Origin of the sequence: Clostridium cavendishii DSM 21758, from assembly GCF_900141845.1 — a bacterium.
Lineage (GTDB): Bacteria > Bacillota > Clostridia > Clostridiales > Clostridiaceae > Clostridium_AG > Clostridium_AG cavendishii.
In genome coordinates, this window is record NZ_FQZB01000005.1 from 88,882 (window position 1) to 109,386 (window position 20,505).

Consider the following 20,505-nt stretch of genomic DNA (forward strand, 5'->3'; position numbering starts at 1 on the left):
ATCCTCACTTTCTAAGATAAAAATGTTTACATAATATATTATATAATAATGGGAAAATAATATAAAGAACAAATAAAAATAAAAATTGTAATAATAGGAGAAATGATTTAGAATATAAATGAAATTAATTTTCAATAAATTATAGGTTTATTATAATTTATTAAGTATTTAATAAATATAATTTTAATTTATAAAATATAAATAGCTAGAAAGGTTGTAGAATATGGCTAAGAAATCTCTTTTAAAGAATACTCCTGATTATGAGGATTACACAGAAAATATAGTTATAATAGATGAAAATATAATTAAAGAACTTGGAATAATGGCAGGAGAGTATATAGTAAAAAAAGGTTGTTGTTCTTCAGGTGGAGGATGTTCATCGGGATGTGCAAAAGGAAATTGTTCTAGTTGTAGTAAAAAGGATACAAATACTTGTTGTAAAAATAAATAAAATTAAAATCAGTAAAAAACTTAATTGATATAGTTCTTTACTGATTTTTTATATTAAAGAAAATAGTTTAAAGTGTATTTTTTATTTATTAGATTCATTCTTCTTTATTAGTTTAATCAATAATATGGAGGCAAGTATAAGAAGTAAACTTACAGTTAAGCCTCCTTCTGGTCCAAAGGTACCACCGTTTATTAAATTATTTGATTTATAGTTTATAAACATAACTATATCACCAGAAGCATGAGTACCACTTACTAGAAAACCAAAAATGTTCCCTTGAGTAAAGTTCCATGCAGAATGAAGTGCACAAGCTCCCCAAAGGCTACCTGAATAAATAGTGTAAAGAGAAGCAAAAATTCCAAATAAAATCAAATTTAATATTGCAAGTGGTGCTATACCAGGATTTAATAGATGAAGTGCAGCAAATATAATGGAATTACCTAATATTCCAGTCCAGATACCAAAGCGTTTTGAAAGAATTGGTAACATAAAACCTCGTAATAAAATTTCTTCACTAGCACCTTGAATTAGCCAAGCTAATATAACTAAAAGAAAAGGAAACATTCTTGAAAAGGTAAGTGTTCCAGGGGTAATTTCAACATCGCAAGTGATAACTATAATTAATGCGCTTAAAGCTAACATTAGGAAACCAAAGAAAAAACCTATTAAATATTTATTAAAAGCATTTTTTTTATAGAAACCTAATGTTTTTAAATTTCTTTTTTCATAAAATTTAACCCATAAGAACACAGCGAGTATAACAAAACCTGTGTTTATAATCATAGATATTAAATTAAAATTAGTATTTTCAGCATTACTTTTTAAAAAGGGATTAATATTGAAAATAGTAAAGCCGATTAAGATATTTATTAGAGTTGCTGGAATTCCAGAAGCTAATAAAAAAAGTATTGGCGAAAGAATAGTAAGAATTAAATTGGTAATTCTTTTACCACTAAATACATCTTCAACCATTCTAAAAGATTTTCCAATAGTGTTTAAGTTCATAATATAAAACCTCCATTATAGATAATAATATAAATATAATACCATGGAAAATTATGTATATTCAATAGAGGTGGAAATTTTAAGGTTATTATATGCTTTTATATAGTAAAAAAATCAGCCATGAAGTAATGACCGATTTTTTATATTTTAATTATCTTTTTTGTTTGGCAACTTCTATGTTTATTTTTCTTCTGTTTAGTTTTTGTCCAGAACAATTATCCATGATTCTAGCATAAGCATCTTCAGCAACATTTACAAAACAGAAATTTTCTAGAAGGTCAATATCACCAATTTGATTTGAACCTACTCTAGCAGTGTTTTTGATGAAGTTAACCAATGTTTTAGGAGTTATTCCATCTCTTCTACCTATAGATAGGAATAATCTAACTTCAGCAGATGCAGGAGTTTCTAAAGAATTTTGTGAATAATCAAAAGAAGTTTGTTTGTCAAATAGCATTTTCATTAATGCAGCAGCCACATCTACTAAGTTGTATTCTTCGTCAAGTTCAGTAGCTATTGGAACAAAGTTTGCAAAATCTTCTTCTTCGATAGTTTCTTTTACATCATTTATAATATTTTTGAACTTAGTTTCAAATATTTCATCAGCAGTAGGAACAGCTTTTCTATGAATAGTGCTCTTTGTAGCTTTTTGTATTTGCTTTAAAGATATATATTCTCTTGGAGTCACAAGTGAATAAGCTATTCCTTCTCTGTTAGCTCTTCCTGTTCTACCTATTCTATGAACGTAAGATTCATTATCTTGTGGAAGATCATAGTTTATAACATGAGTTACACCTTCAACGTCTATCCCTCTTGCAGCAACATCTGTAGCAACTAAGAAATCTAGGTTACCTTCTTTGAATTTTTTTAAAGTCATCATTCTGTGGTTTTGAGTCATATCACCATGCATACCTTCGACAACATAACCTCTTGATTGCATAGCTTCAACTAATTCATCAACACCTTTTTTAGTTTTGCAGAAGATTATTGCAGCATTTGGTTCATCGAAGTCTATTATTCTACATAGAGTTTCGAATCTATCTTTATGTTTTATTTCAAAATAATATTGAGATATCTTAGAAACTGTTAAAGAATTTTTCTTAATGCTTATATGTTGTAAATCTTTTTTCATATATCTTTGAGCAAGATTTTTAATTTCTTTTGGCATAGTAGCTGAGAATAAAAGAGTTTGTCTTTCTGATTTCATTGATTTAACTATTTCTTCAATATCCTCAATAAAGCCCATGTTTAACATTTCATCAGCTTCATCAAGAACTAAGAATTCTATTTCATCTAATTTTAAGCTTCCTCTTCTTATATGGTCTAATATTCTTCCAGGAGTACCAACAACTATATCAACGCCTTGCTTTAAAGCTCTAAATTGTCTATCTATTGGTTGACCGCCATATATAGGTAATACAGATAATCTTTCGTGTTTACCAAGTCTCACAAGTTCTTCGTTAACTTGTATAGCAAGTTCTCTTGTAGGAGCAAGTATTAGAGCTTTTGGAAGTTTTCTATTTGGAGTCATATTATTTATTATAGCACAACCGAATGCAGCAGTTTTACCAGTTCCAGTTTGCGCTTGACCAATTATGTCAAAGCCTTGTAGAGCTATAGGAATGCTTTCAGCTTGTATTTGAGATGGCTCTTCAAAGCCCATATCTTTTATAGCTTTAAGTAGCCCTTCTTTTAATCCTAAATCTTCAAATTTTATATTGTTCATTCTTTACCTCTTTCTGTATTTAAATTTAATCATATCAAATTTTAGCACAAATGTTATCATATCATATTATGTTCAGTTAAGCAATTAATTATTAATTTGAAAAATAAGTCAATAAAAAATGCAATCGTATAAGTTGTTCATATATCTAAAATTTTTAAATTATAAAAAAATATGCACCTTATAAAAACAAGATGCATATTTCAATAAATATATATTATAAAAAGAATAGTACTATAAATATTATAAATAATATAATAAAGCCTAGAGGAACTCCAAATCTAATCCATTCTTTACTTTTAATTTTTAGTTTATTAGCAGAAATAATATTTGGAATGTTTCCTGGTATCATCATACCACCACTTATTAATAGCCCCATTAAGATAGCTTTAATTTGTAATGCGGACATTTGAGGACTTATTTCGGCTGAAGCAAGTGTTGCATTATCAAGTACAGCAGACAACATATTTACCCAATAAAGAATTTTACCATCTAATGTTAATACATATTCATCTATTATAGGTTTAAATCCTTGTCCAAGTAATTCAAGTGCAAAAATAAATATAAATACTTTTACAGCACGAATAACAATATCCTTGTTAGATTCCTCCTCATTAATTATATTTTCAGAAGAATCATCTTTATCTGTATCTACTACAGCAAAGAAAGCACCTAAGATACCAAGAATTATTATTATAGGTATTATATATATACCTATAAGATTGAAAATATACATAAAACCTACATTTAATTTAGATACAATTATTGTAGAAAGTGGTTCGCCGATAGGAGTTAGTGCAGCACCAAGACCTATGGAGTAACAAGCAATTATATTTATAATTATTTTATTTTTTCTTTTTAATGGTAAGAAATGAATAAATTCAACTAATAATAAAGCTGCTATTATTGCTGTAATTACACTTGATAAAAGTCCAAGAACAACTATTAAAGTAAATACTATTATTTTAATAGATACCTTATTTAACAAAATATCAAAAAATTTAATTACTGAATTTCTAAAATAATTAAATAATAAACCTCCAATTAAAACAGTAAAAGCTATTATATATAAGAACTTATTCTCAAAAATATGAATTATAAGATCAATAGTTAAAGTTTTTGATACTATAACACATAAAAAGCCCATTATAAGTAAAAATATTTCTAAGTTACTTTCTACTTTTTCAGAAATTAAAGGTAGTATGAAGATTGCTAATAATAATATAGTTAATAAAATTAACATAAAGATTCCTCCTTGTGAAAATATATTTAAAAAGTAAAAAAGGATAATATTTTAAGCATTATTTCACTTTTTAAATACCAAATTATAATTTTAATACTCAGTAAATAGTATTAAATACTATTTTGCATTATGTAATTGTAGCATTATTATGTAAAATATGCAAGCAACGTCGCAAAACTGTTAACAAAATATTAAATTTAAAAATGGTCAATATTTATACAAATATATTGACTATTTATACATTGGATATTACAATAGCAAAGGTTAGAATTTTAATAAAAAAAGTTCCGTTATATATTAACTTTTAAGTTTAAGTTAAAAAGGTGTTGAGATTAGAGAAATAAGTAATAATTGATGGAGTTAAGAAAGGGAAAAAGTATTGGAAGAAAGATTTGAATTAAAAAAAGAATTAGGACTGTTTATGGCAACGGCTTTAGTAATTGGTAATATGATAGGATCAGGTATATTTATGCTTCCATCTACCTTAGCTAGGACATCTGGTCCTGGTGCAACAATGATAGCTTGGGGAATAACAGGACTAGGATCAATATTTTTAGCACTATCTTTTGGAAAATTAGGATCAGCAATACCTAAAACAGGAGGTCCTTATGAACATTCTAAACTAGCTTTTGGAGATCTTACTGGTTTTTTAAATGCTTGGTTATATTGGAATGGTTGTTGGATTGGAAATGCAGCTATTATAATAGCTGTAACTAGTTGTATAGCATTTGTTTTTCCAGTTGTAGGTTATAATAACTTAATAGGATTTGTAGTATCTACATGTATATTATGGGGTTGTACTATAATAAATATATTAGGGGTAAAAACAGCATCTAAAATACAATCTACAAGTACTGTTATAAAAATGAGTTTGTTTTTAGTATTTATAATAGTAGCCGCGAGGAATTTTGATTTTAATAATATAAGAAATATATTTCCACAAGGTAAGGGCGTGGGTACTATACCAGCAGCGGCAACAGCTACATTATGGGCATTTACTGGACTTGAAACAGCCACAGTGACAGGTGGAGAAATAAAAAATCCAGAAAAGAATATAAAAAGAGCAACTATATTAGGTATATTAATAGCAACAGTTTTTTATATGGCAATAAGTTTTTTTGCTATGGGAGCTATGAAAAGTGATGCCTTAGCGCTATCAAATACTCCTATTATAGATATACTTGCGATTGCATTTGGTGGTAAAGTAGGAAAATATATAGCTGTTTTATCTTTTGTAAGTATAGGGGGAACTGCTATAGGGTGGTTATTATCTACAGCTAGAATTTCATATGCAGCATCAATGGGAGGAGTTTTTCCTAAATCTTTCTCGAAAATACATAAGAAGTTTAAAACACCATATATAAGTTTAATTATAGGAAGTGTTTTAGTTAATATACTTTTAATTATGAATTTCACAAAAGGATTAAGTGGGGCTTTTTCTTTTGTAGCTTTATTTGCAACATTATCATATTTACCTGTATTCGCTATAGCTTGTGCAAATGAAATATTCTTGTTAAATGTTATAGATGGTAAAGTCACTATATTCAAATTTATAAAGAAGAATATATGCCCTATAATAGGCTTTGTTTATGCTATGTGGACTATATATGGAGCAGGAGCAGAAATAGTTATGTATGGATTTCTTCTTATACTTATGGGAATACCTTTTTATTTATATATGCATGAGAAAAATAGAACTTCAAAAAATGAAGAACAGGCGCAGAATATAGCATAAAGGCTGTATCTTTAAGTAATTTTATAGTTAATAAAATAAGAAGCATATTAAATTAATTTTTAATTTAATATGCTTCTTATTAATGTATATAAAATATTTATTGTTATAAAATCTTCGAAGATTCATTAGTAAGTTCCAAAGTTTCCAAGTCATCTGGAACTATAATATTTTTATTAAAGAAATATCTTCCTTCGGCAGAATAGAACTCTTTTCTGTTTTCTATATGTTTATCTTCTGTATGCAAGAGGATAATGTTATCTACATTAAGTTCAGTTGCATTTTCACAAGCTTCTTTTACTGTTGTGTGAGATTTTTCATAAGGTTTAAAGATTTCTCTTTCTTCATATAAGCAGTATGCTTCATGAATAAGATAGTCCGAATTATTACAGTATTTAAAAAGATATGCTTTATAAGGTTCATCACCTATAAATGCCAAGCTAATATTATCATTTGTCATTAGCTTGAAACCAAACTGTAGCCTCTTAGTGCTATCAATATTAAAAAAACTTATTTTATAGTTTAATATTTCAATGTCATTATTATCTGAGATTTCAATAAATAATATTTTGTCATCAAAAAGGTTTGTGAATTTTTCTTCAAGTAATAGGTGGCATAATGCTTTGGCTACATCTAATACGGTCTTATGACCATAAATATTGAGAGTGCCTTTATATTGGTCCTTTAATATAGCTTCAACTACAGCTCTTATAATAAAAGTAATACCATTTATATGGTCATTATGAGAGTGTGATAAAAAAAGATTATGAATTTTTGATATTGATATATTCAAATTCTCAAGTTGAGTAAGTATTGAGTTACCACCACCAGTATCTATTAAAAGGTGTTCACCATACTCATTTTCTATGGTAAAACAAGTATTATAACATTTTGTTACCATAGCATTACCAGTTCCTAAAAAATTGATTTTAGTCATATATCCTCCAATAAGTATTAAATCAATATATTTGAGTTAATTTTTATAAACATTATACAACATATAAAATAATAATACAAAAATATATTATTATTTTGATAAAGAATGAGTTATAATAATATTTGATACAATATGATACAATATATAGAAGACTTGGAGGGATATGAGTTTGAGTAAGCCTAGTATATTTAGTAAAGAATATCAAAGAAAAATGAAGAGAAGAAAGCTTACTATTTCGATTGTTATAATCTCAATTTTAGTAGTTGGAGTTATATTTTTTGTAGTTAAGCCAAATAACTTGGGAAATATTAAAAACTCAGTAGCTAAGATTTGGTCAAAAGATAACAGTAAAACTAAAGATGTAGAAAAGAAACCTAAGGAAATAGAAAAAAAGGATGAAGAGAGTAAGGAAGCTGTAAAAAAGGAAAAAGAAGAACCGAAAGAAAAATATTATGAGATAAAAATGTCTTCAGGTAACAATGTGAAAATAACTTATAGTGAAGAGGCGGGAGTAAAAAAAATACTTACTATTGATAATAGTAGTGATTATTCAAGTTACGATATAAATAAGTCCCAAAGTAATTTGGTACTTGTAGATAGTAAAAATCAAGATTTGTTGGTTGTTAATTCAAATGGAGAAGTTAAGAATATAGTTAAAAAGGGTTATGAATCTAAGTCATATGGAAAAACTTATTCAAAAGAAGAGATGCTGAAAAGCTATCCTAATTTAATTTGGACTGCTGAAGCAAAATTCATAAACGATAATACTATAGCTTATATAAGTAATTTGCCTTATTTCGGAAATCAACAAGATTTAGACAAGTATCTTTGGATTTGTGATATAGAAGGTCAATCTCATAGGACTATATTTGAAGCTAAGGGTAAAGATGTAAAGTTAAATAAAACAAGTGTAGATGTTTTAGAGGTAAGTGTAGATGGAAATATAAAGCAAGTGAATGTGGATGGAACACTTACAGCAAAGCAGTAATAAGGAGAAACATATGAACATAGGTATATCGTCGGCTTGTTTTTATCCTATTATTGAGTTAGAAAAGTCTATATCTTATATGAAAAACTTGGGGTTTAATAGCGGTGAAATATTTATTAATACTTTTTGTGAATTAGAACAGGATTTTTTGTCAATAATTAATGAAGAAAAACAAAAACATAATTTTACTATAAATTCTGTTCATTTTTTTTCAAGTATGTATGAACCATTTTTGTTTGATAATTATAAAAAGAGAAGAGACGATTGTATAAAAGTATTTAAAAAAATTTGTAAAGCTACAAATTTTTTAGGAGGGAAATATTATACTTTCCATGGAATGAGATTCTCTGATTTTAAATATATTAATCGTTCATTAATATTAGATGTATATAAGGAGTTATGTTATATAGCTTCTGAAAACAACATAAAACTTGCCCAAGAAAATGTTTCTTGGTGTATGTCAAAAGATTTAGATTTCTTGAAATTCTTAAAAGAAGAGCTTAAAGGTGAACTTTATTATACTTTTGACATAAAACAAGCGTATAAAGCGTTAGAAAACCCCATGAATTACTTAGATATTATGGGCAAGGATTTAGTTAATTTCCACATAAATGATAGAAGTGATAAAGAAATATGTTTACTACCAGGAAAAGGTGATGTAAACTATAAAGAGATTTTTAAAAAACTAAATGATATCAATTACAAGAATTCAATAATAATAGAAGTGTATAATGAAAATTTTAAAAGTACAAAAGAAATTATAGAAAGTAAGTCGTTCTTAGAAAATTTAATATGTTTTTAGAAATATTTAAAAATGTTTTTAAATAAATTTTAATAAACATTTGAAACAAAAAGGACTAATATGGTATAATAACCTAGTTACTAGAACAATTAGTAGTTTACACTATTTTAGGAGGAATATACGAATGGAAGTTAAAATGGAAAAAATAGAAGTTAATGTAGTTAAATTTGAGGTGAAGGTTGAAGCAGCTAAATTCAATGAAGCTTTAAATAAAGCATTTAAAAAGAGTGCTCATAGATTCAATGTGCCAGGATTCAGAAAAGGTAAAGTGCCAATGGCAATGGTTAAAAAATATTACGGAGTTGAAGTTTTATTTGAAGAAGCTTTAAATATTTGTATAGATGAAACTTATCCACAAGTTATAAAAGATAATGCAATAAGACCAGTAGATTACCCACAAATAGAAGTAGTTGATTTAGGTGAAGGAAAAGACTTAGTATATACTGCAAAAGTTACTGTATATCCAGAAGTTGAACTTGGAGAATACAAAGCAGTAGAAGTTAAAAAGGTTTCATATGAAGTTTCAGAAGAAGAAATTTCAAAACAATTAAAAGCTATGCAAGAAAAAAATGCTAGAGTTGAAACTAAGACAGAAGGAACAGTTGAAAATGGAAACATAGCTGTTATAGATTTTAAAGGATTTGTAGATGATGTTGCATTCGAAGGTGGAGAAGGCTTTGACTATCCACTAGAAATAGGTTCAGGTACATTTATAGGGGATTTTGAACCTCAATTAGTTGGACTAAAAGTTGGAGAAAACAAAGAAGTTAATGTAACTTTCCCTGAAAATTATGGTAAAGAAGAATTAAATGGAAAAGCTGCTAAATTTGAAGTTACAGTAAAAGAAATAAAAGTTAAAGAGTTACCAGAACTTGATGATGAATTTGCAAAAGAAGTTTCAGAATTTGATACTATAGAAGAAGTTAAAGCTGATATAGAAAAGAAAGTAAAAGAACAAAATGACGCTAGAGAAAAATCAGAGTTTGAAGAAGCAGTAGTAAACAAGGTTGTTGATAATGCTAAGGTTCAAATTCCAGAAGTAATGATAGAAAAAGAAGTTGATGCGATGATAAAAGACTTAGAACAAAGACTTAAATATCAAGGATTAACTTTAGAACAATATTATCAATTTACTGGAAATGATAATGAAAAAATGAAGTCATTTATGAAAGAAAGAGCAGAAAGAAAAGTTAAAACTGATTTAGTTTTAGATGCTGTAACTAAAGCTGAAAAGATGGAAGTAACTGAAGAAGAGCTAAAAGCTAAAGCTTTAGAAGTTGCTAAAATGTATTCAGCTGGAGAAGAAGAAAAAATGGTTGAACTTATTTTAAATGCTCAAAAAGAAATGTTAAAATTGGATGCATTAACTGCTAAAACTGTAAAATTCTTAGTAGAAAATGCAAAGGTAACTGAATAGTATATATAATAATGATTGCCAGAATAAAGTTTCTGGCAATTATTTTAAATTAATAATTAACAAATTGCTAAAAATCTTATATAATTATTCTAAAGAGATAAAATAAATAGATATTAAATTAAGGAGTGAGAATTATGAGTTTAGTGCCAATGGTAGTAGAACAAACAAACAGAGGAGAAAGAAGTTACGATATATTTTCAAGGTTATTAAAAGATAGAATAATAATGCTTAGTGGAGAAGTTAATGATGTTACTGCAAACCTTGTAGTTGCACAACTTTTATTTTTAGAAAGTGAAGACCCAGATAAGGATATTTATTTATACATAAATTCTCCAGGAGGTTCTATAACTTCAGGGATGGCAATTTATGATACAATGCAATATATTAAACCAGATGTATGTACTATATGTATAGGAATGGCAGCATCTATGGGAGCATTTTTGCTTTCATCAGGGGCAAAAGGTAAAAGATATGGTCTTCCAAATAGTGAAATAATGATTCATCAACCATTAGGTGGCTTCCAGGGTCAAGCAACAGATATTGATATTCATGCTAAGAGAATATTAAAGATAAAAGACAATCTAAACAAGATATTAAGTGAAAATACAGGTAAACCATTAGATAAGATAAAATTTGATGTGGAAAGAGATTATTTCATGGAAGCTAGCGAAGCGCTAGAATATGGATTAATAGATAAAGTTATTAATAAGAATGAAATCGGTAAAGATAAGGCATAATAGTTTTATTAAAGCCTAAAAGTAGAGGTGAAATGGATGGCAAAATATGATGATAAAAAGCAACTTAGATGTTCTTTTTGTGGCAAAAACCAAGATCAAGTAAGAAGACTTATAGCAGGACCTGGTGTATATATTTGTGATGAGTGTATAGAATTATGTTCAGAAATAATTGCAGATGAATTTGAAGATGGAGTACAATTTGATTCTACAACATTACCAAAGCCATCTGAAATAAAAACTTACTTAGATCAATATGTAATAGGTCAAGATACAGCTAAAAGAGCGTTAGCTGTAGCAGTTTATAATCATTATAAAAGAATAAACTCTAATGAAATTGATGATGAAGTAGAACTTCAAAAGAGTAATATACTTTTACTTGGACCTACAGGATCAGGTAAGACTTTATTAGCACAAACTCTTGCAAAATATCTTAATGTACCTTTTGCAATTGCAGATGCTACAACATTAACAGAAGCAGGTTATGTTGGAGAAGATGTTGAAAACATACTTTTAAAACTTATCCAAAATGCTGATTATGATGTGGAAAGAGCAGAAAAAGGTATTATCTATATAGATGAAATAGATAAAATAGCAAGAAAGTCAGAAAATCCGTCAATTACAAGGGATGTATCTGGTGAAGGAGTTCAACAAGCTCTTTTAAAGATTTTAGAAGGAACTACAGCTTCGGTACCACCTCAAGGTGGAAGAAAACATCCTCATCAAGAGTTTATTCAAATTAACACTTCAAATATATTATTTATTTGCGGTGGAGCATTTGATGGTGTTGATAAAATAATAGAAAAAAGAACTAGAAAGAGCTCTATTGGATTTGGAGCTGATATTCAGTCTAAAGAACAAAAGGATGTTGGTAAGCTTTTAAAGGATATAATGCCAGGAGATTTATTAAAGTTTGGCTTAATTCCTGAATTTGTTGGAAGACTTCCTATAGTTGTTACATTAGAAGCCTTAGATAATGAAGCTTTAGTTAATATACTAAGTAAGCCAAAAAATGCTTTGGTAAAACAATATAAAAAGTTATTTGAACTTGATAATGTAGAGCTTGATTTTGAAGATACGGCACTTGAAGCTATAGCTGATGAAGCTATAAAAAGAAGTACTGGAGCTAGAGGTCTTAGAGCTATAGTAGAAGAATTAATGACAGATGTAATGTTTGATATTCCTTCTAAAGAAGATATTATTAAGGTTAAGATAACTGAAGATAATATTAAGAATAAAACAGCACCGGTTGTTGAGATACTTCCAGAAGGTGAAAAAAGACCAGTATTAAAAACAAAAAAATCAAAACCTAAAAAGGGTATTGAAACAGCATAAATAAAAAAAGCTTTAGGTATGACCTAAAGCTTTTTTTGCAATTTTATAAATAAAATTGTGAGCTTTTATAAAGTTCTTATTATTATAAAAGGAGTTGAATTAATTATTTATATATTAAAATATCTGGATTGTAAAGTCTTTACTGAAATAAAATTTTATATTTGGGATTATAGTAAAAATGTATATTGATTCTGCATTTTAAATAGAAAAATTATTAATAGTTTATACACAATATTTGGAGAGATTGGAGAATATAATATTGTTTAAATGTCAATAATAAAAATGAAGGAAAGAAGGGAGGTTAAATACAGATATGGATATGACAAATTTATTGATTTTTATTCAAATAGTAGTTATGGTTATGTTTTTTGTTTACTTAGTTTCTAATACAGGTCAAAATAAAAATAACAAGGTAGTTATAGATAAAGAAAATCATAAAGAAATGGAAAAGTTGAGAAAGCTAAGAAATATTAAACTTACGGAACCATTGACAGAAAAGAGTAGACCAAAAGCTTTTGAAGAAATTATAGGACAGGAGAAGGGGATAAAAGCATTAAAGGCAGCATTATGCGGACCTAATCCGCAGCATGTTATAATATATGGACCACCTGGGGTTGGTAAAACTGCTGCTGCAAGACTTGTTTTAGAGGAAGCAAAAAAGATGAAGAATTCTCCGTTTAAGGAAAATTCTAAATTTGTAGAAATAGATGCTACAACATTAAGATTTGATGAGCGAGGAATTGCAGACCCACTTATAGGTTCTGTTCATGATCCGATATATCAGGGTGCAGGATCGCTTGGCATTGCAGGAATACCACAACCAAAGCCAGGTGCTGTTACAAAGGCTCATGGAGGTATGCTATTTATAGATGAAATAGGAGAATTACATCCTATAGAGCTTAATAAATTATTAAAGGTATTAGAAGATAGAAAAGTATTTTTAGATTCGGCATATTTTAGCTCTGAAGATCCTAATATGCCAATGTATATAAAGGAAATATTTGAAAAAGGATTGCCAGCAGATTTTAGACTTATTGGTGCTACCACAAGGGGAGCTGAGGAAATAGTTCCAGCTATCCGTTCTAGATGCGTTGAAATATATTTTAGAGCACTTTTACCAGATGAGATAAAAAAGATAGCCGATAATGCTATTAAAAAGGTTGATCTTTATATAGAAGAAAAGGGCTTAGATATTATAAGTAAATATTGTACAAATGGAAGAGAGGTTGTAAATCTTGTTCAACTTTGTTCAGGATTAGCTATAACTGAGAATAGAACTAATATAACTGAGGAAGATATTGAGTGGGTAATTGAAAATGGAGAATATTCTCCAAGAATAGAAAAGAAGATAAATAAATCACCTCAGGTTGGAGTTGTAAATGGCTTAGCTGTATATGGTGCCAATATTGGGGCTGTTATGGAAATTGAGGCAACTGCACGAAAGGTATCTAATAGAAGAGGAAACTTAAAAATATCAGGAATAGTTGAAGAGGAAGAGATAAGTAGCTCAAATAAAAAGGTTAGAAGAAAAGGTACGGCATATTGTTCAGTTCAAAATGTACTAACAGTTCTTGATAATTTATTAGATTTAAATACTGAAGACTATGATTTACATGTGAATTTTCCTGGGGGATCTCCTGTAGATGGTCCATCAGCTGGTATAAGTATAGTTACAGCTATATATAGTGCTATAACGAATATTCCGATTTCAAACAAAGTAGCAATGACAGGTGAAATATCAATTCAAGGTTTAGTTAAGCCAGTTGGTGGAGTAAATGCAAAGATAGCAGCAGCTAAGAAAGCAGGAGCTACTTTAGTTATAATACCAGAAGAAAACTGGAGTGAATCATATGAAAGTTTTGAGGGAATAGAAGTTAAGGCTGTAAAAACTATAGATGAAGTAATAAAAATAGCGTTAATAGAAAAAGTAGATTTAAATAAGGAAGAGATATTAGATCAATCTGTAGATGTATTATATGCAAAATCTATGAACTCATAAAATCTAGGATTAAGTTATAAGTTTAACTTAATCCCTTTTTAGATTATAGGATTAAATCATATATAATTATAGTTTTTTTGAAGTAAATTTTAGAGCTTTATAAATGGAATAAATAATGTTTAAGATATTATGAAAACTGTAGAATAATTATTTGTAGTTAAAGAGAATTAATAGAATTATTATATGAATAAGCGTTAAGTGTTTAAGTTTATATTGAAGAGAATAAGAAAATTTATACAACTTCATCTTTTTACATATTGAAAATTAGTCATATTATGTGTATACTTTATTGAGACTAGATTTTTACAGGTTGGAGGGGTTAAAAATGGAGAAAGAAATCTTAAATATTCCTCTAATTCCTTTAAGAGGTATGACTATATTTCCAAACATGGTAATGCACTTTGATATAGGCAGAGAAAAATCCATAGCTTCATTAGAACAAGCTATGTTAGAAAATCAGAAAATTTTATTGGCTACTCAAAAAGATGCTACCATTGAAGAACCAACAGTTGATGACATATATTCTGTGGGAACTATATGTGAAATAAAGCAAATGATTAAATTACCAGGAAATTTAATTAGAGTTTTAGTTGAGGGAATAGAGAGAGCTAAATTGATTTCCATAGATAATAATAATCAATTTTATGTTTCAGAGGTTATCAAGCATACAGATGAAAATTTCTCTGATGATGATAATGAAATTGAAGCATTGGTTAGAAGTTTAAAAACACAATTTCAAATATTTGATGAAGTGTCAGGTGTTATTGGTCAAGATGTTATAGCATCTTTAGATGAAATTGAGAATCCAGGTACATTAGCTGATATATTAGCATCATATATGTCAATAAAACAAGGTGTAAAACAAGAAATTTTAGAAGCTTTTGATGTAAAAGAAAGAATAGAAAAATTAATTATATTAATAAAAGATGAAATAGAAATTGTAAAAATTGAGAAGAAAATAGGTCTTAAGCTTAAAACAAATATTGACAAGCTTCAAAAAGAATATTATTTAAGAGAACAATTAAAGGTTATACAAGAGGAATTAGGGGAAGATGATGAAAATAAAAGAGAGATTAAGGAATATGAAAGTAAGATAAAAAGTGCAAAACTTCCTAAAGTAGTTAAGGAAAAAGCTATGTATGAGCTTTCAAGACTTAAGGCAAATGGATCATCTTCAGAATCAGGAGTTATAAAAACATATTTAGATTGGATATTAGATTTACCTTGGAATAAATCTAATAAAGATAATATAGACATAAAAAAGGCTAGAGCTATTTTAGAAGAAGAACATTATGGTTTAGATGATGTTAAGGATAGAATTATAGAATATCTTGCAGTTAAAAAGATGAGTAGTAGTTTAAAAGGACCTATACTTTGCTTAGTTGGTCCACCAGGAGTTGGAAAGACTTCTATAGCTAAAAGTGTAGCTAAGGCTTTAAACAGAAGTTTTGTTAGAATATCGCTTGGTGGTGTAAGAGATGAAGCAGAGATAAGAGGGCATAGAAAGACTTATGTAGGAGCTATACCAGGGAGAATAGTATATTCGTTAAAACAAGCTAAGTCAAATAATCCATTAATTTTGTTTGATGAAATTGATAAAATGTCTTCAGATACTAAAGGTAATCCTGCAGATGCGCTACTTGAAGTTTTAGATGGAGAACAAAATCATGCATTTAGAGATCATTATTTAGAACTTGAAACTGATTTATCAAAGGTTATGTTTATAACAACGGCAAATTCTTTAGATACGATTCCAAGACCTCTTTTAGATAGAATGGAAATCATAGAGGTTTCAGGTTATACTTATGAAGAAAAATTTAATATAGCTAGGAAGCATTTAATTCCTAAGATACTTAAAGAAAATGGAACAGACTCTGAAACCATTAATTTATCAGAATCATCTATTAGAATTATTATTGAAAATTATACTAAGGAATCAGGTGTTAGAAGTTTAGAAAGAGTAATTTCTAGTGTTATAAGAAAAGCTATAAGAGATATATTTGAAAAGGATAAAAAAAGAGTAAATATAACTACTCAAGTTGTGGAAAAATATTTAGGACCCAAATATTTTACTTATGATAAAATAGATGAAGAAGATAAAATAGGAGTAGTTACAGGTATGGCTTGGACAGCTTATGGTGGGGATACGCTTCCAGTAGAGATAACAGTCATGGATGGGAGTGGAAAACTTGAGCTTACTGGACAGTTAGGCGATGTTATGAAAGAATCAGCGAAAGCTGCTTATTCTTATGTAAGAGCTAATTCGAATAACTTAAATATAAAAGATGCTTTTTATAAGAAAAAAGATATTCATATACATGTGCCAGAGGGTGCAGTTCCTAAGGATGGTCCCTCAGCAGGCGTAACAATGGCAACTGCGTTAGTTTCAGCATTAACTAAAAAGCAGGTTAGACATAATGTAGCTATGACAGGGGAGATAACACTGACAGGTAGAGTTTTACCTATAGGAGGACTTAAGGAAAAATCTTTAGCTGCTTATAGAGCGGGAATTGATACAATAATTATTCCAAAGGCTAATTATAAAGATAGTCTAAAAATTCCTAGGACAATAAAATCAAAGCTTAATATTATACTTGCAGAAAAAATAGATGATGTACTTAAGAGTGCATTAGTTGGAGAGGATAAAAATGAAAATTAAAACTTCAGATTTTGTAACATCGGCAGTAAAAAGAGAACAATATCCAGATACTGATATAAATGAAATAGCATTTGTAGGCAGATCTAATGTTGGAAAATCTTCTATAATTAATTCATTGACTAATAGGAGAGGGCTTGCAAAAGTTAGTCAAACACCTGGAAAAACAAGGCTTATAAACTTTTTTATAATAAATAATGAATTTCATCTTGTAGATTTACCTGGTTATGGATATGCTAAGGTATCAAAGACTGAAAAGGCTAGTTGGGGGAAGATAATAGAAAACTACTTAACAGATAGACCACAACTTAAGAAGGTTGTTTTATTAGTAGATTCAAGACACAAGCCTACAGAAGATGATATACTTATGTATGATTGGATAAATCATTATGGATATGATATAGAAGTTGTAGCCACAAAGAAAGATAAGATAAAAAATAGCGAATTTAGAAAATGTGAGAAACTTATAAGAGAAACTTTGAAATTACCATCAAATAAAAAACTTCACTTTTTCTCATCATTAAATAAGATTGGAAAAGAAGAACTTTCAGATATATTATTTAGTGATTTAGTAGATGAAACTCATAGTAATTAATTTTCATAGGAATGAGTCAAAGTAGTTAAGTCTTAGATTTTAATTTTTGTTTAAATCTAAGACTTATATCATTAATTAAAAGAAGAACAATAAAAAAGAGTTAGAAATTTTAAAAAAATTTCTAACTTTTTTTTACTTTTAAGAATATAATAAATAAGATTTTTAGATATCAATTATATTCCTAGTAACAACACAATATTACAAAAATAAGTGTCAAATTCAAATTAATGGAATAGTATATACTATAAAACAACTAAAAATTTAAAAATAAAGGAGGATCTATCATGGACGTTAATGAAATTTTAAATGGATTAGGTGGAGGAGATAATTGTTGTAGACCAATTAACAATTGTGATCCTGTAAGACCTGGTTTTGGCGGTTGCGGATTTGGTGGAAATTGGATTTGGCTAATATTATTATTCTGGATGTGCGGTGGATGCGGATGCGGAGGTGGATCTGGATTTGGTGGCTTCGGCGGATACAATAATAATTGCTGCTGTTCAAGGAGAAGGAATTGCTGCGATAATAACTGCTGTAATAGTGGATGTTCTTGTATAATTTATCTAATCATAATTGCAGTTTTATGCGGTGGTTTCGGTAGTGGACGTGGTTGTGGTGGAGGATGTTCTCCAGTAGCTGGATCAGTTTGTAATTAATTCTTATAACAAAAAGCCTTAAGTATATTTCTAGCATACAATATACAATATAAATCTTATAAGTAATTCCATTATATACTGTGATATAAAAATAAAAAGTAAGCTTTTTGTGAGATAATAATATTAAATGTTAAAGCGATATTAAGAGGTCTAAAAATAATAAGTGTTATCAAAATTTGCGGATTTCAATTCTTACTACCTTATTAATTCTCAAAAAATCTGGACTGGTATGTGATAACAGAGAGTATATACTAGTTATTCTATTCTTATTATGTGGCTGACTTGGTAGAAGATGATGCTAAAAATTAAAGATAAAGAAAGGAGCGATCATTATGTCTAAGAAAAAGAATTCAGAGTGCTGTAATAATTTCAATCCATGTACAGCATTAACAGCACTTCTTATACTATGCAAATCTGGATTGTTATGCAACGATAGAGCATTTATACTAATCCTTTTATTCTGGTTATGTGGTGGCGCAAATAGAACTTGTTGCTAGAATAGTGGTTGGAGGGCCTTTGGCCCTCCAAAAAAATATATAATCATATACATACAGAGTATGATTTAAGGAGGAACTTTAATGTCTAGACATAAACATAGAAGTAGAGAATTTAATGGCTCAGGCAATAATATGATGAATAATTTAGGGATAAATCCTCAAATGCTTGAAATGCTAGGTCTTGGGAATATAGATATGAATCAATTATCGGGTCTTTTTGGAAACATGGGGCAAGAAGGGTTTAATATTAATAATTTAGGTGCTCTTGCAGGAAGTTTTGGTCTTGGTAATACTAATAACGGAAGTAATCAAAGCCCTATGGGAGGGATGAATCCTTTAGATCTTTTAGGAAGTCTATTAGGAGGAGATCAACGTAATACTAGTTCAGGCAATACAGGTGGCTTTAATAGTAATTTGAATTTCAATCAAGGTTTTACAACTTCTAATAATAGTTATAGTAAAGAAAGTGATCCTAATATAGCTATGTTAAAAGCTATAAGAAGCATGGTTAATTCGGATAGAGCAAAATTTTTAGATAAGGTAATGGAAATGTATCAAAATGGAGAGATAAAATATTAAAAATTTTTATTTAATTGTATAAAAATATGTTTAGGGGGTAATAATACTAATGTAAAAGGAGATTATATCTCCTTTAGCTAGATGAAGAAAATCTTCGTTAAAGCTAAACCCCCCCATCCCCCTTTTGGGCCACATAGGTGGCCCTTTTATTTTTGTATGGATTTAATTTTACTTATAAGATAACCAGAATTATTTTTTGATATTTCAAGTTTAATATTGAGTCTATCTATATTACTTATATTAGTTTTATTTGTTCTTTTAAAATTCATATTCCAAGAAATGGTTTCAGTTTTACCATCCTTATCCCATTTTGTATCTGTAAAGAAAGCATCTTCTAATACATAAGAAAAGTTGTCTTTATCAAGACGCCATAAAATTGAAAAATCATTACTATTTATATTTTCTGAGAATATACTAGGTGGCTCAGCGATTACATATGGACTTTCTATTAAATTTACAAATCTTTCTATACTATTAATAGCTGGAATTTGATAATTTTCATAAGATATATTTTTAATTGTATTATCAATAATCATATAATTTTGTATCTCTGAAATTCCGTTTTTTATACTAAGCGAAAATAGCTTAGGTGTTTTGTTATTCTTTGAATCTAAGATACCAATAATATTATTAGTTGATGAGTAGATATCCTGAAATTCATTATTATTATAGACAAAAATATGTTGAACTGGTGAATTGTCTTGTGAGCTTTGAATTATTAGCTCTGGTTTTTTATCACGGTTTAAGTCTATAAAACTTAAACTCATAGGCCAGTAAGGGTAACTATATCCAAGTGTATTTAATTGTTTATTAGGATTTAAAGCCAATGTTTTATTATTAATGCTAGCCTCTAAATAATATTTTCCATTTTTTGAGGCTATGTATAAAAGATCCTCATTTCCATCACCATTTAAGTCCTTTTTTATAGTATCATCATCTTTTGTATTTGACATGGTAACTACTGTAGCTTCATTAAAATTAACATAGTCAGAATTTGCATCATATTCTCTAAAAAAAACTACCATTATACAAAATAGAATAATTGATGAAAAGAAAAGAAAAACATGATTTTTTTTAATTATAAATACGTTTAGTTTCACAAATAACCCTCCAGTTTACATAGTATTATGTGTAATATACTACACTAATAAATTAT

At 28.3% G+C, this 20,505-nt stretch carries 18 protein-coding genes; 13 read left to right on the forward strand and 5 right to left on the reverse strand.

What is annotated here, in order from left to right; all coding sequences use genetic code 11:
• Window positions 1-223 precede the first annotated feature (223 nt).
• Window positions 224-451, forward strand: coding sequence for a hypothetical protein (locus tag BUB01_RS04225; RefSeq protein ID WP_072985444.1), 228 nt, complete (start codon window positions 224-226; stop codon window positions 449-451).
• An 81-nt stretch (window positions 452-532) separates the two neighbouring features.
• Here BUB01_RS04225 and BUB01_RS04230 read toward each other — a convergent pair whose 3' ends face one another.
• From BUB01_RS04230 to BUB01_RS04240, 3 genes are all read right to left on the reverse strand, one after another.
• Entirely contained in the window at window positions 533-1,456 is a 924-nt protein-coding gene (locus tag BUB01_RS04230) for a CPBP family intramembrane glutamic endopeptidase (RefSeq protein WP_072985445.1), read from the reverse strand.
• 151 nt (window positions 1,457-1,607) lie between these two features.
• On the reverse strand, window positions 1,608-3,182 hold the full coding sequence (locus tag BUB01_RS04235) for a DEAD/DEAH box helicase (RefSeq protein ID WP_072985446.1): 1,575 nt from the start codon (window positions 3,180-3,182) through the stop codon (window positions 1,608-1,610).
• A 214-nt stretch (window positions 3,183-3,396) separates the two neighbouring features.
• Window positions 3,397-4,422 carry a DUF1646 family protein gene (locus BUB01_RS04240; protein ID WP_072985447.1) on the reverse strand — a complete coding sequence of 342 codons (1,026 nt, stop codon included), beginning with the start codon at window positions 4,420-4,422 and terminating at the stop codon, window positions 3,397-3,399.
• A gap of 379 nt (window positions 4,423-4,801) precedes the next feature.
• Between BUB01_RS04240 and BUB01_RS04245 the strand changes: the two genes are divergently transcribed.
• On the forward strand, window positions 4,802-6,157 hold the full coding sequence (locus tag BUB01_RS04245; protein WP_242958365.1) for an APC family permease: 1,356 nt from the start codon (window positions 4,802-4,804) through the stop codon (window positions 6,155-6,157).
• A 103-nt stretch (window positions 6,158-6,260) separates the two neighbouring features.
• Here BUB01_RS04245 and BUB01_RS04250 read toward each other — a convergent pair whose 3' ends face one another.
• On the reverse strand, window positions 6,261-7,091 hold the full coding sequence (locus BUB01_RS04250) for an MBL fold metallo-hydrolase (RefSeq protein WP_072985448.1): 831 nt from the start codon (window positions 7,089-7,091) through the stop codon (window positions 6,261-6,263).
• A gap of 169 nt (window positions 7,092-7,260) precedes the next feature.
• Here BUB01_RS04250 and BUB01_RS04255 point away from each other — a divergent pair, with 169 nt between their 5' ends.
• The 11 genes from BUB01_RS04255 (at window position 7,261) to BUB01_RS04305 (ending at window position 19,349) form a co-directional block, all read left to right on the forward strand.
• On the forward strand, window positions 7,261-8,079 hold the full coding sequence (locus BUB01_RS04255) for a hypothetical protein (RefSeq protein WP_072985449.1): 819 nt from the start codon (window positions 7,261-7,263) through the stop codon (window positions 8,077-8,079).
• 13 nt (window positions 8,080-8,092) lie between these two features.
• Entirely contained in the window at window positions 8,093-8,881 is a 789-nt protein-coding gene (locus tag BUB01_RS04260; protein ID WP_072985450.1) for a sugar phosphate isomerase/epimerase family protein, read from the forward strand.
• A 124-nt stretch (window positions 8,882-9,005) separates the two neighbouring features.
• Window positions 9,006-10,298 (forward strand): trigger factor, encoded by a 1,293-nt coding sequence (tig, locus tag BUB01_RS04265; RefSeq protein ID WP_072985451.1) that lies wholly within the window; start codon window positions 9,006-9,008, stop codon window positions 10,296-10,298.
• Window positions 10,299-10,432: 134 nt separating this feature from the next.
• Window positions 10,433-11,035 (forward strand): ATP-dependent Clp endopeptidase proteolytic subunit ClpP, encoded by a 603-nt coding sequence (gene clpP, locus BUB01_RS04270; RefSeq protein WP_072985452.1) that lies wholly within the window; start codon window positions 10,433-10,435, stop codon window positions 11,033-11,035.
• Between the two features lie 36 nt (window positions 11,036-11,071).
• Window positions 11,072-12,367 carry an ATP-dependent Clp protease ATP-binding subunit ClpX gene (gene clpX, locus BUB01_RS04275; RefSeq protein WP_072985453.1) on the forward strand — a complete coding sequence of 432 codons (1,296 nt, stop codon included), beginning with the start codon at window positions 11,072-11,074 and terminating at the stop codon, window positions 12,365-12,367.
• A gap of 319 nt (window positions 12,368-12,686) precedes the next feature.
• Entirely contained in the window at window positions 12,687-14,366 is a 1,680-nt protein-coding gene (lonB, locus tag BUB01_RS04280) for an ATP-dependent protease LonB (RefSeq protein ID WP_072985754.1), read from the forward strand.
• A 325-nt stretch (window positions 14,367-14,691) separates the two neighbouring features.
• Window positions 14,692-17,025, forward strand: a complete 2,334-nt coding sequence (gene lon, locus BUB01_RS04285; RefSeq protein WP_072985454.1) for an endopeptidase La — start codon at window positions 14,692-14,694, stop codon at window positions 17,023-17,025.
• Entirely contained in the window at window positions 17,015-17,617 is a 603-nt protein-coding gene (gene yihA, locus BUB01_RS04290) for a ribosome biogenesis GTP-binding protein YihA/YsxC (RefSeq protein ID WP_072985455.1), read from the forward strand. Before lon ends, yihA begins: the two co-directional genes overlap by 11 nt.
• 284 nt (window positions 17,618-17,901) lie before the next feature.
• Window positions 17,902-18,273: a hypothetical protein gene (locus tag BUB01_RS04295; RefSeq protein WP_072985456.1), complete on the forward strand. Its 372-nt coding sequence runs from the start codon at window positions 17,902-17,904 to the stop codon at window positions 18,271-18,273.
• 332 nt (window positions 18,274-18,605) lie between these two features.
• On the forward strand, window positions 18,606-18,770 hold the full coding sequence (locus BUB01_RS23085) for a hypothetical protein (protein WP_159433205.1): 165 nt from the start codon (window positions 18,606-18,608) through the stop codon (window positions 18,768-18,770).
• Between the two features lie 81 nt (window positions 18,771-18,851).
• Window positions 18,852-19,349, forward strand: a complete 498-nt coding sequence (locus BUB01_RS04305) for a hypothetical protein (RefSeq protein ID WP_072985458.1) — start codon at window positions 18,852-18,854, stop codon at window positions 19,347-19,349.
• 146 nt (window positions 19,350-19,495) lie between these two features.
• Here the strand turns inward: BUB01_RS04305 and BUB01_RS04310 are convergent, their stop codons facing one another.
• Window positions 19,496-20,449 (reverse strand): FG-GAP repeat domain-containing protein, encoded by a 954-nt coding sequence (locus BUB01_RS04310; RefSeq protein ID WP_072985459.1) that lies wholly within the window; start codon window positions 20,447-20,449, stop codon window positions 19,496-19,498.
• Between the last annotated feature and the right edge of the window lie 56 nt (window positions 20,450-20,505).

Coding starts and splice junctions, on each gene's coding strand:
- tig (WP_072985451.1), top strand. CDS start 9,006: ATGGAAGTTAAAATGGAAAAAATAGAAGTTAATGTAGTTAAATTTGAG.
- lon (WP_072985454.1), top strand. CDS start 14,692: ATGGAGAAAGAAATCTTAAATATTCCTCTAATTCCTTTAAGAGGTATG.
- BUB01_RS04260 (WP_072985450.1), top strand. CDS start 8,093: ATGAACATAGGTATATCGTCGGCTTGTTTTTATCCTATTATTGAGTTA.
- clpP (WP_072985452.1), top strand. CDS start 10,433: ATGAGTTTAGTGCCAATGGTAGTAGAACAAACAAACAGAGGAGAAAGA.
- yihA (WP_072985455.1), top strand. CDS start 17,015: ATGAAAATTAAAACTTCAGATTTTGTAACATCGGCAGTAAAAAGAGAA.
- BUB01_RS04230 (WP_072985445.1), bottom strand. CDS start 1,456: ATGAACTTAAACACTATTGGAAAATCTTTTAGAATGGTTGAAGATGTA.
- lonB (WP_072985754.1), top strand. CDS start 12,687: ATGACAAATTTATTGATTTTTATTCAAATAGTAGTTATGGTTATGTTT.
- BUB01_RS23085 (WP_159433205.1), top strand. CDS start 18,606: ATGTCTAAGAAAAAGAATTCAGAGTGCTGTAATAATTTCAATCCATGT.
- clpX (WP_072985453.1), top strand. CDS start 11,072: ATGGCAAAATATGATGATAAAAAGCAACTTAGATGTTCTTTTTGTGGC.
- BUB01_RS04295 (WP_072985456.1), top strand. CDS start 17,902: ATGGACGTTAATGAAATTTTAAATGGATTAGGTGGAGGAGATAATTGT.
- BUB01_RS04250 (WP_072985448.1), bottom strand. CDS start 7,091: ATGACTAAAATCAATTTTTTAGGAACTGGTAATGCTATGGTAACAAAA.
- BUB01_RS04235 (WP_072985446.1), bottom strand. CDS start 3,182: ATGAACAATATAAAATTTGAAGATTTAGGATTAAAAGAAGGGCTACTT.
- BUB01_RS04240 (WP_072985447.1), bottom strand. CDS start 4,422: ATGTTAATTTTATTAACTATATTATTATTAGCAATCTTCATACTACCT.
- BUB01_RS04225 (WP_072985444.1), top strand. CDS start 224: ATGGCTAAGAAATCTCTTTTAAAGAATACTCCTGATTATGAGGATTAC.
- BUB01_RS04305 (WP_072985458.1), top strand. CDS start 18,852: ATGTCTAGACATAAACATAGAAGTAGAGAATTTAATGGCTCAGGCAAT.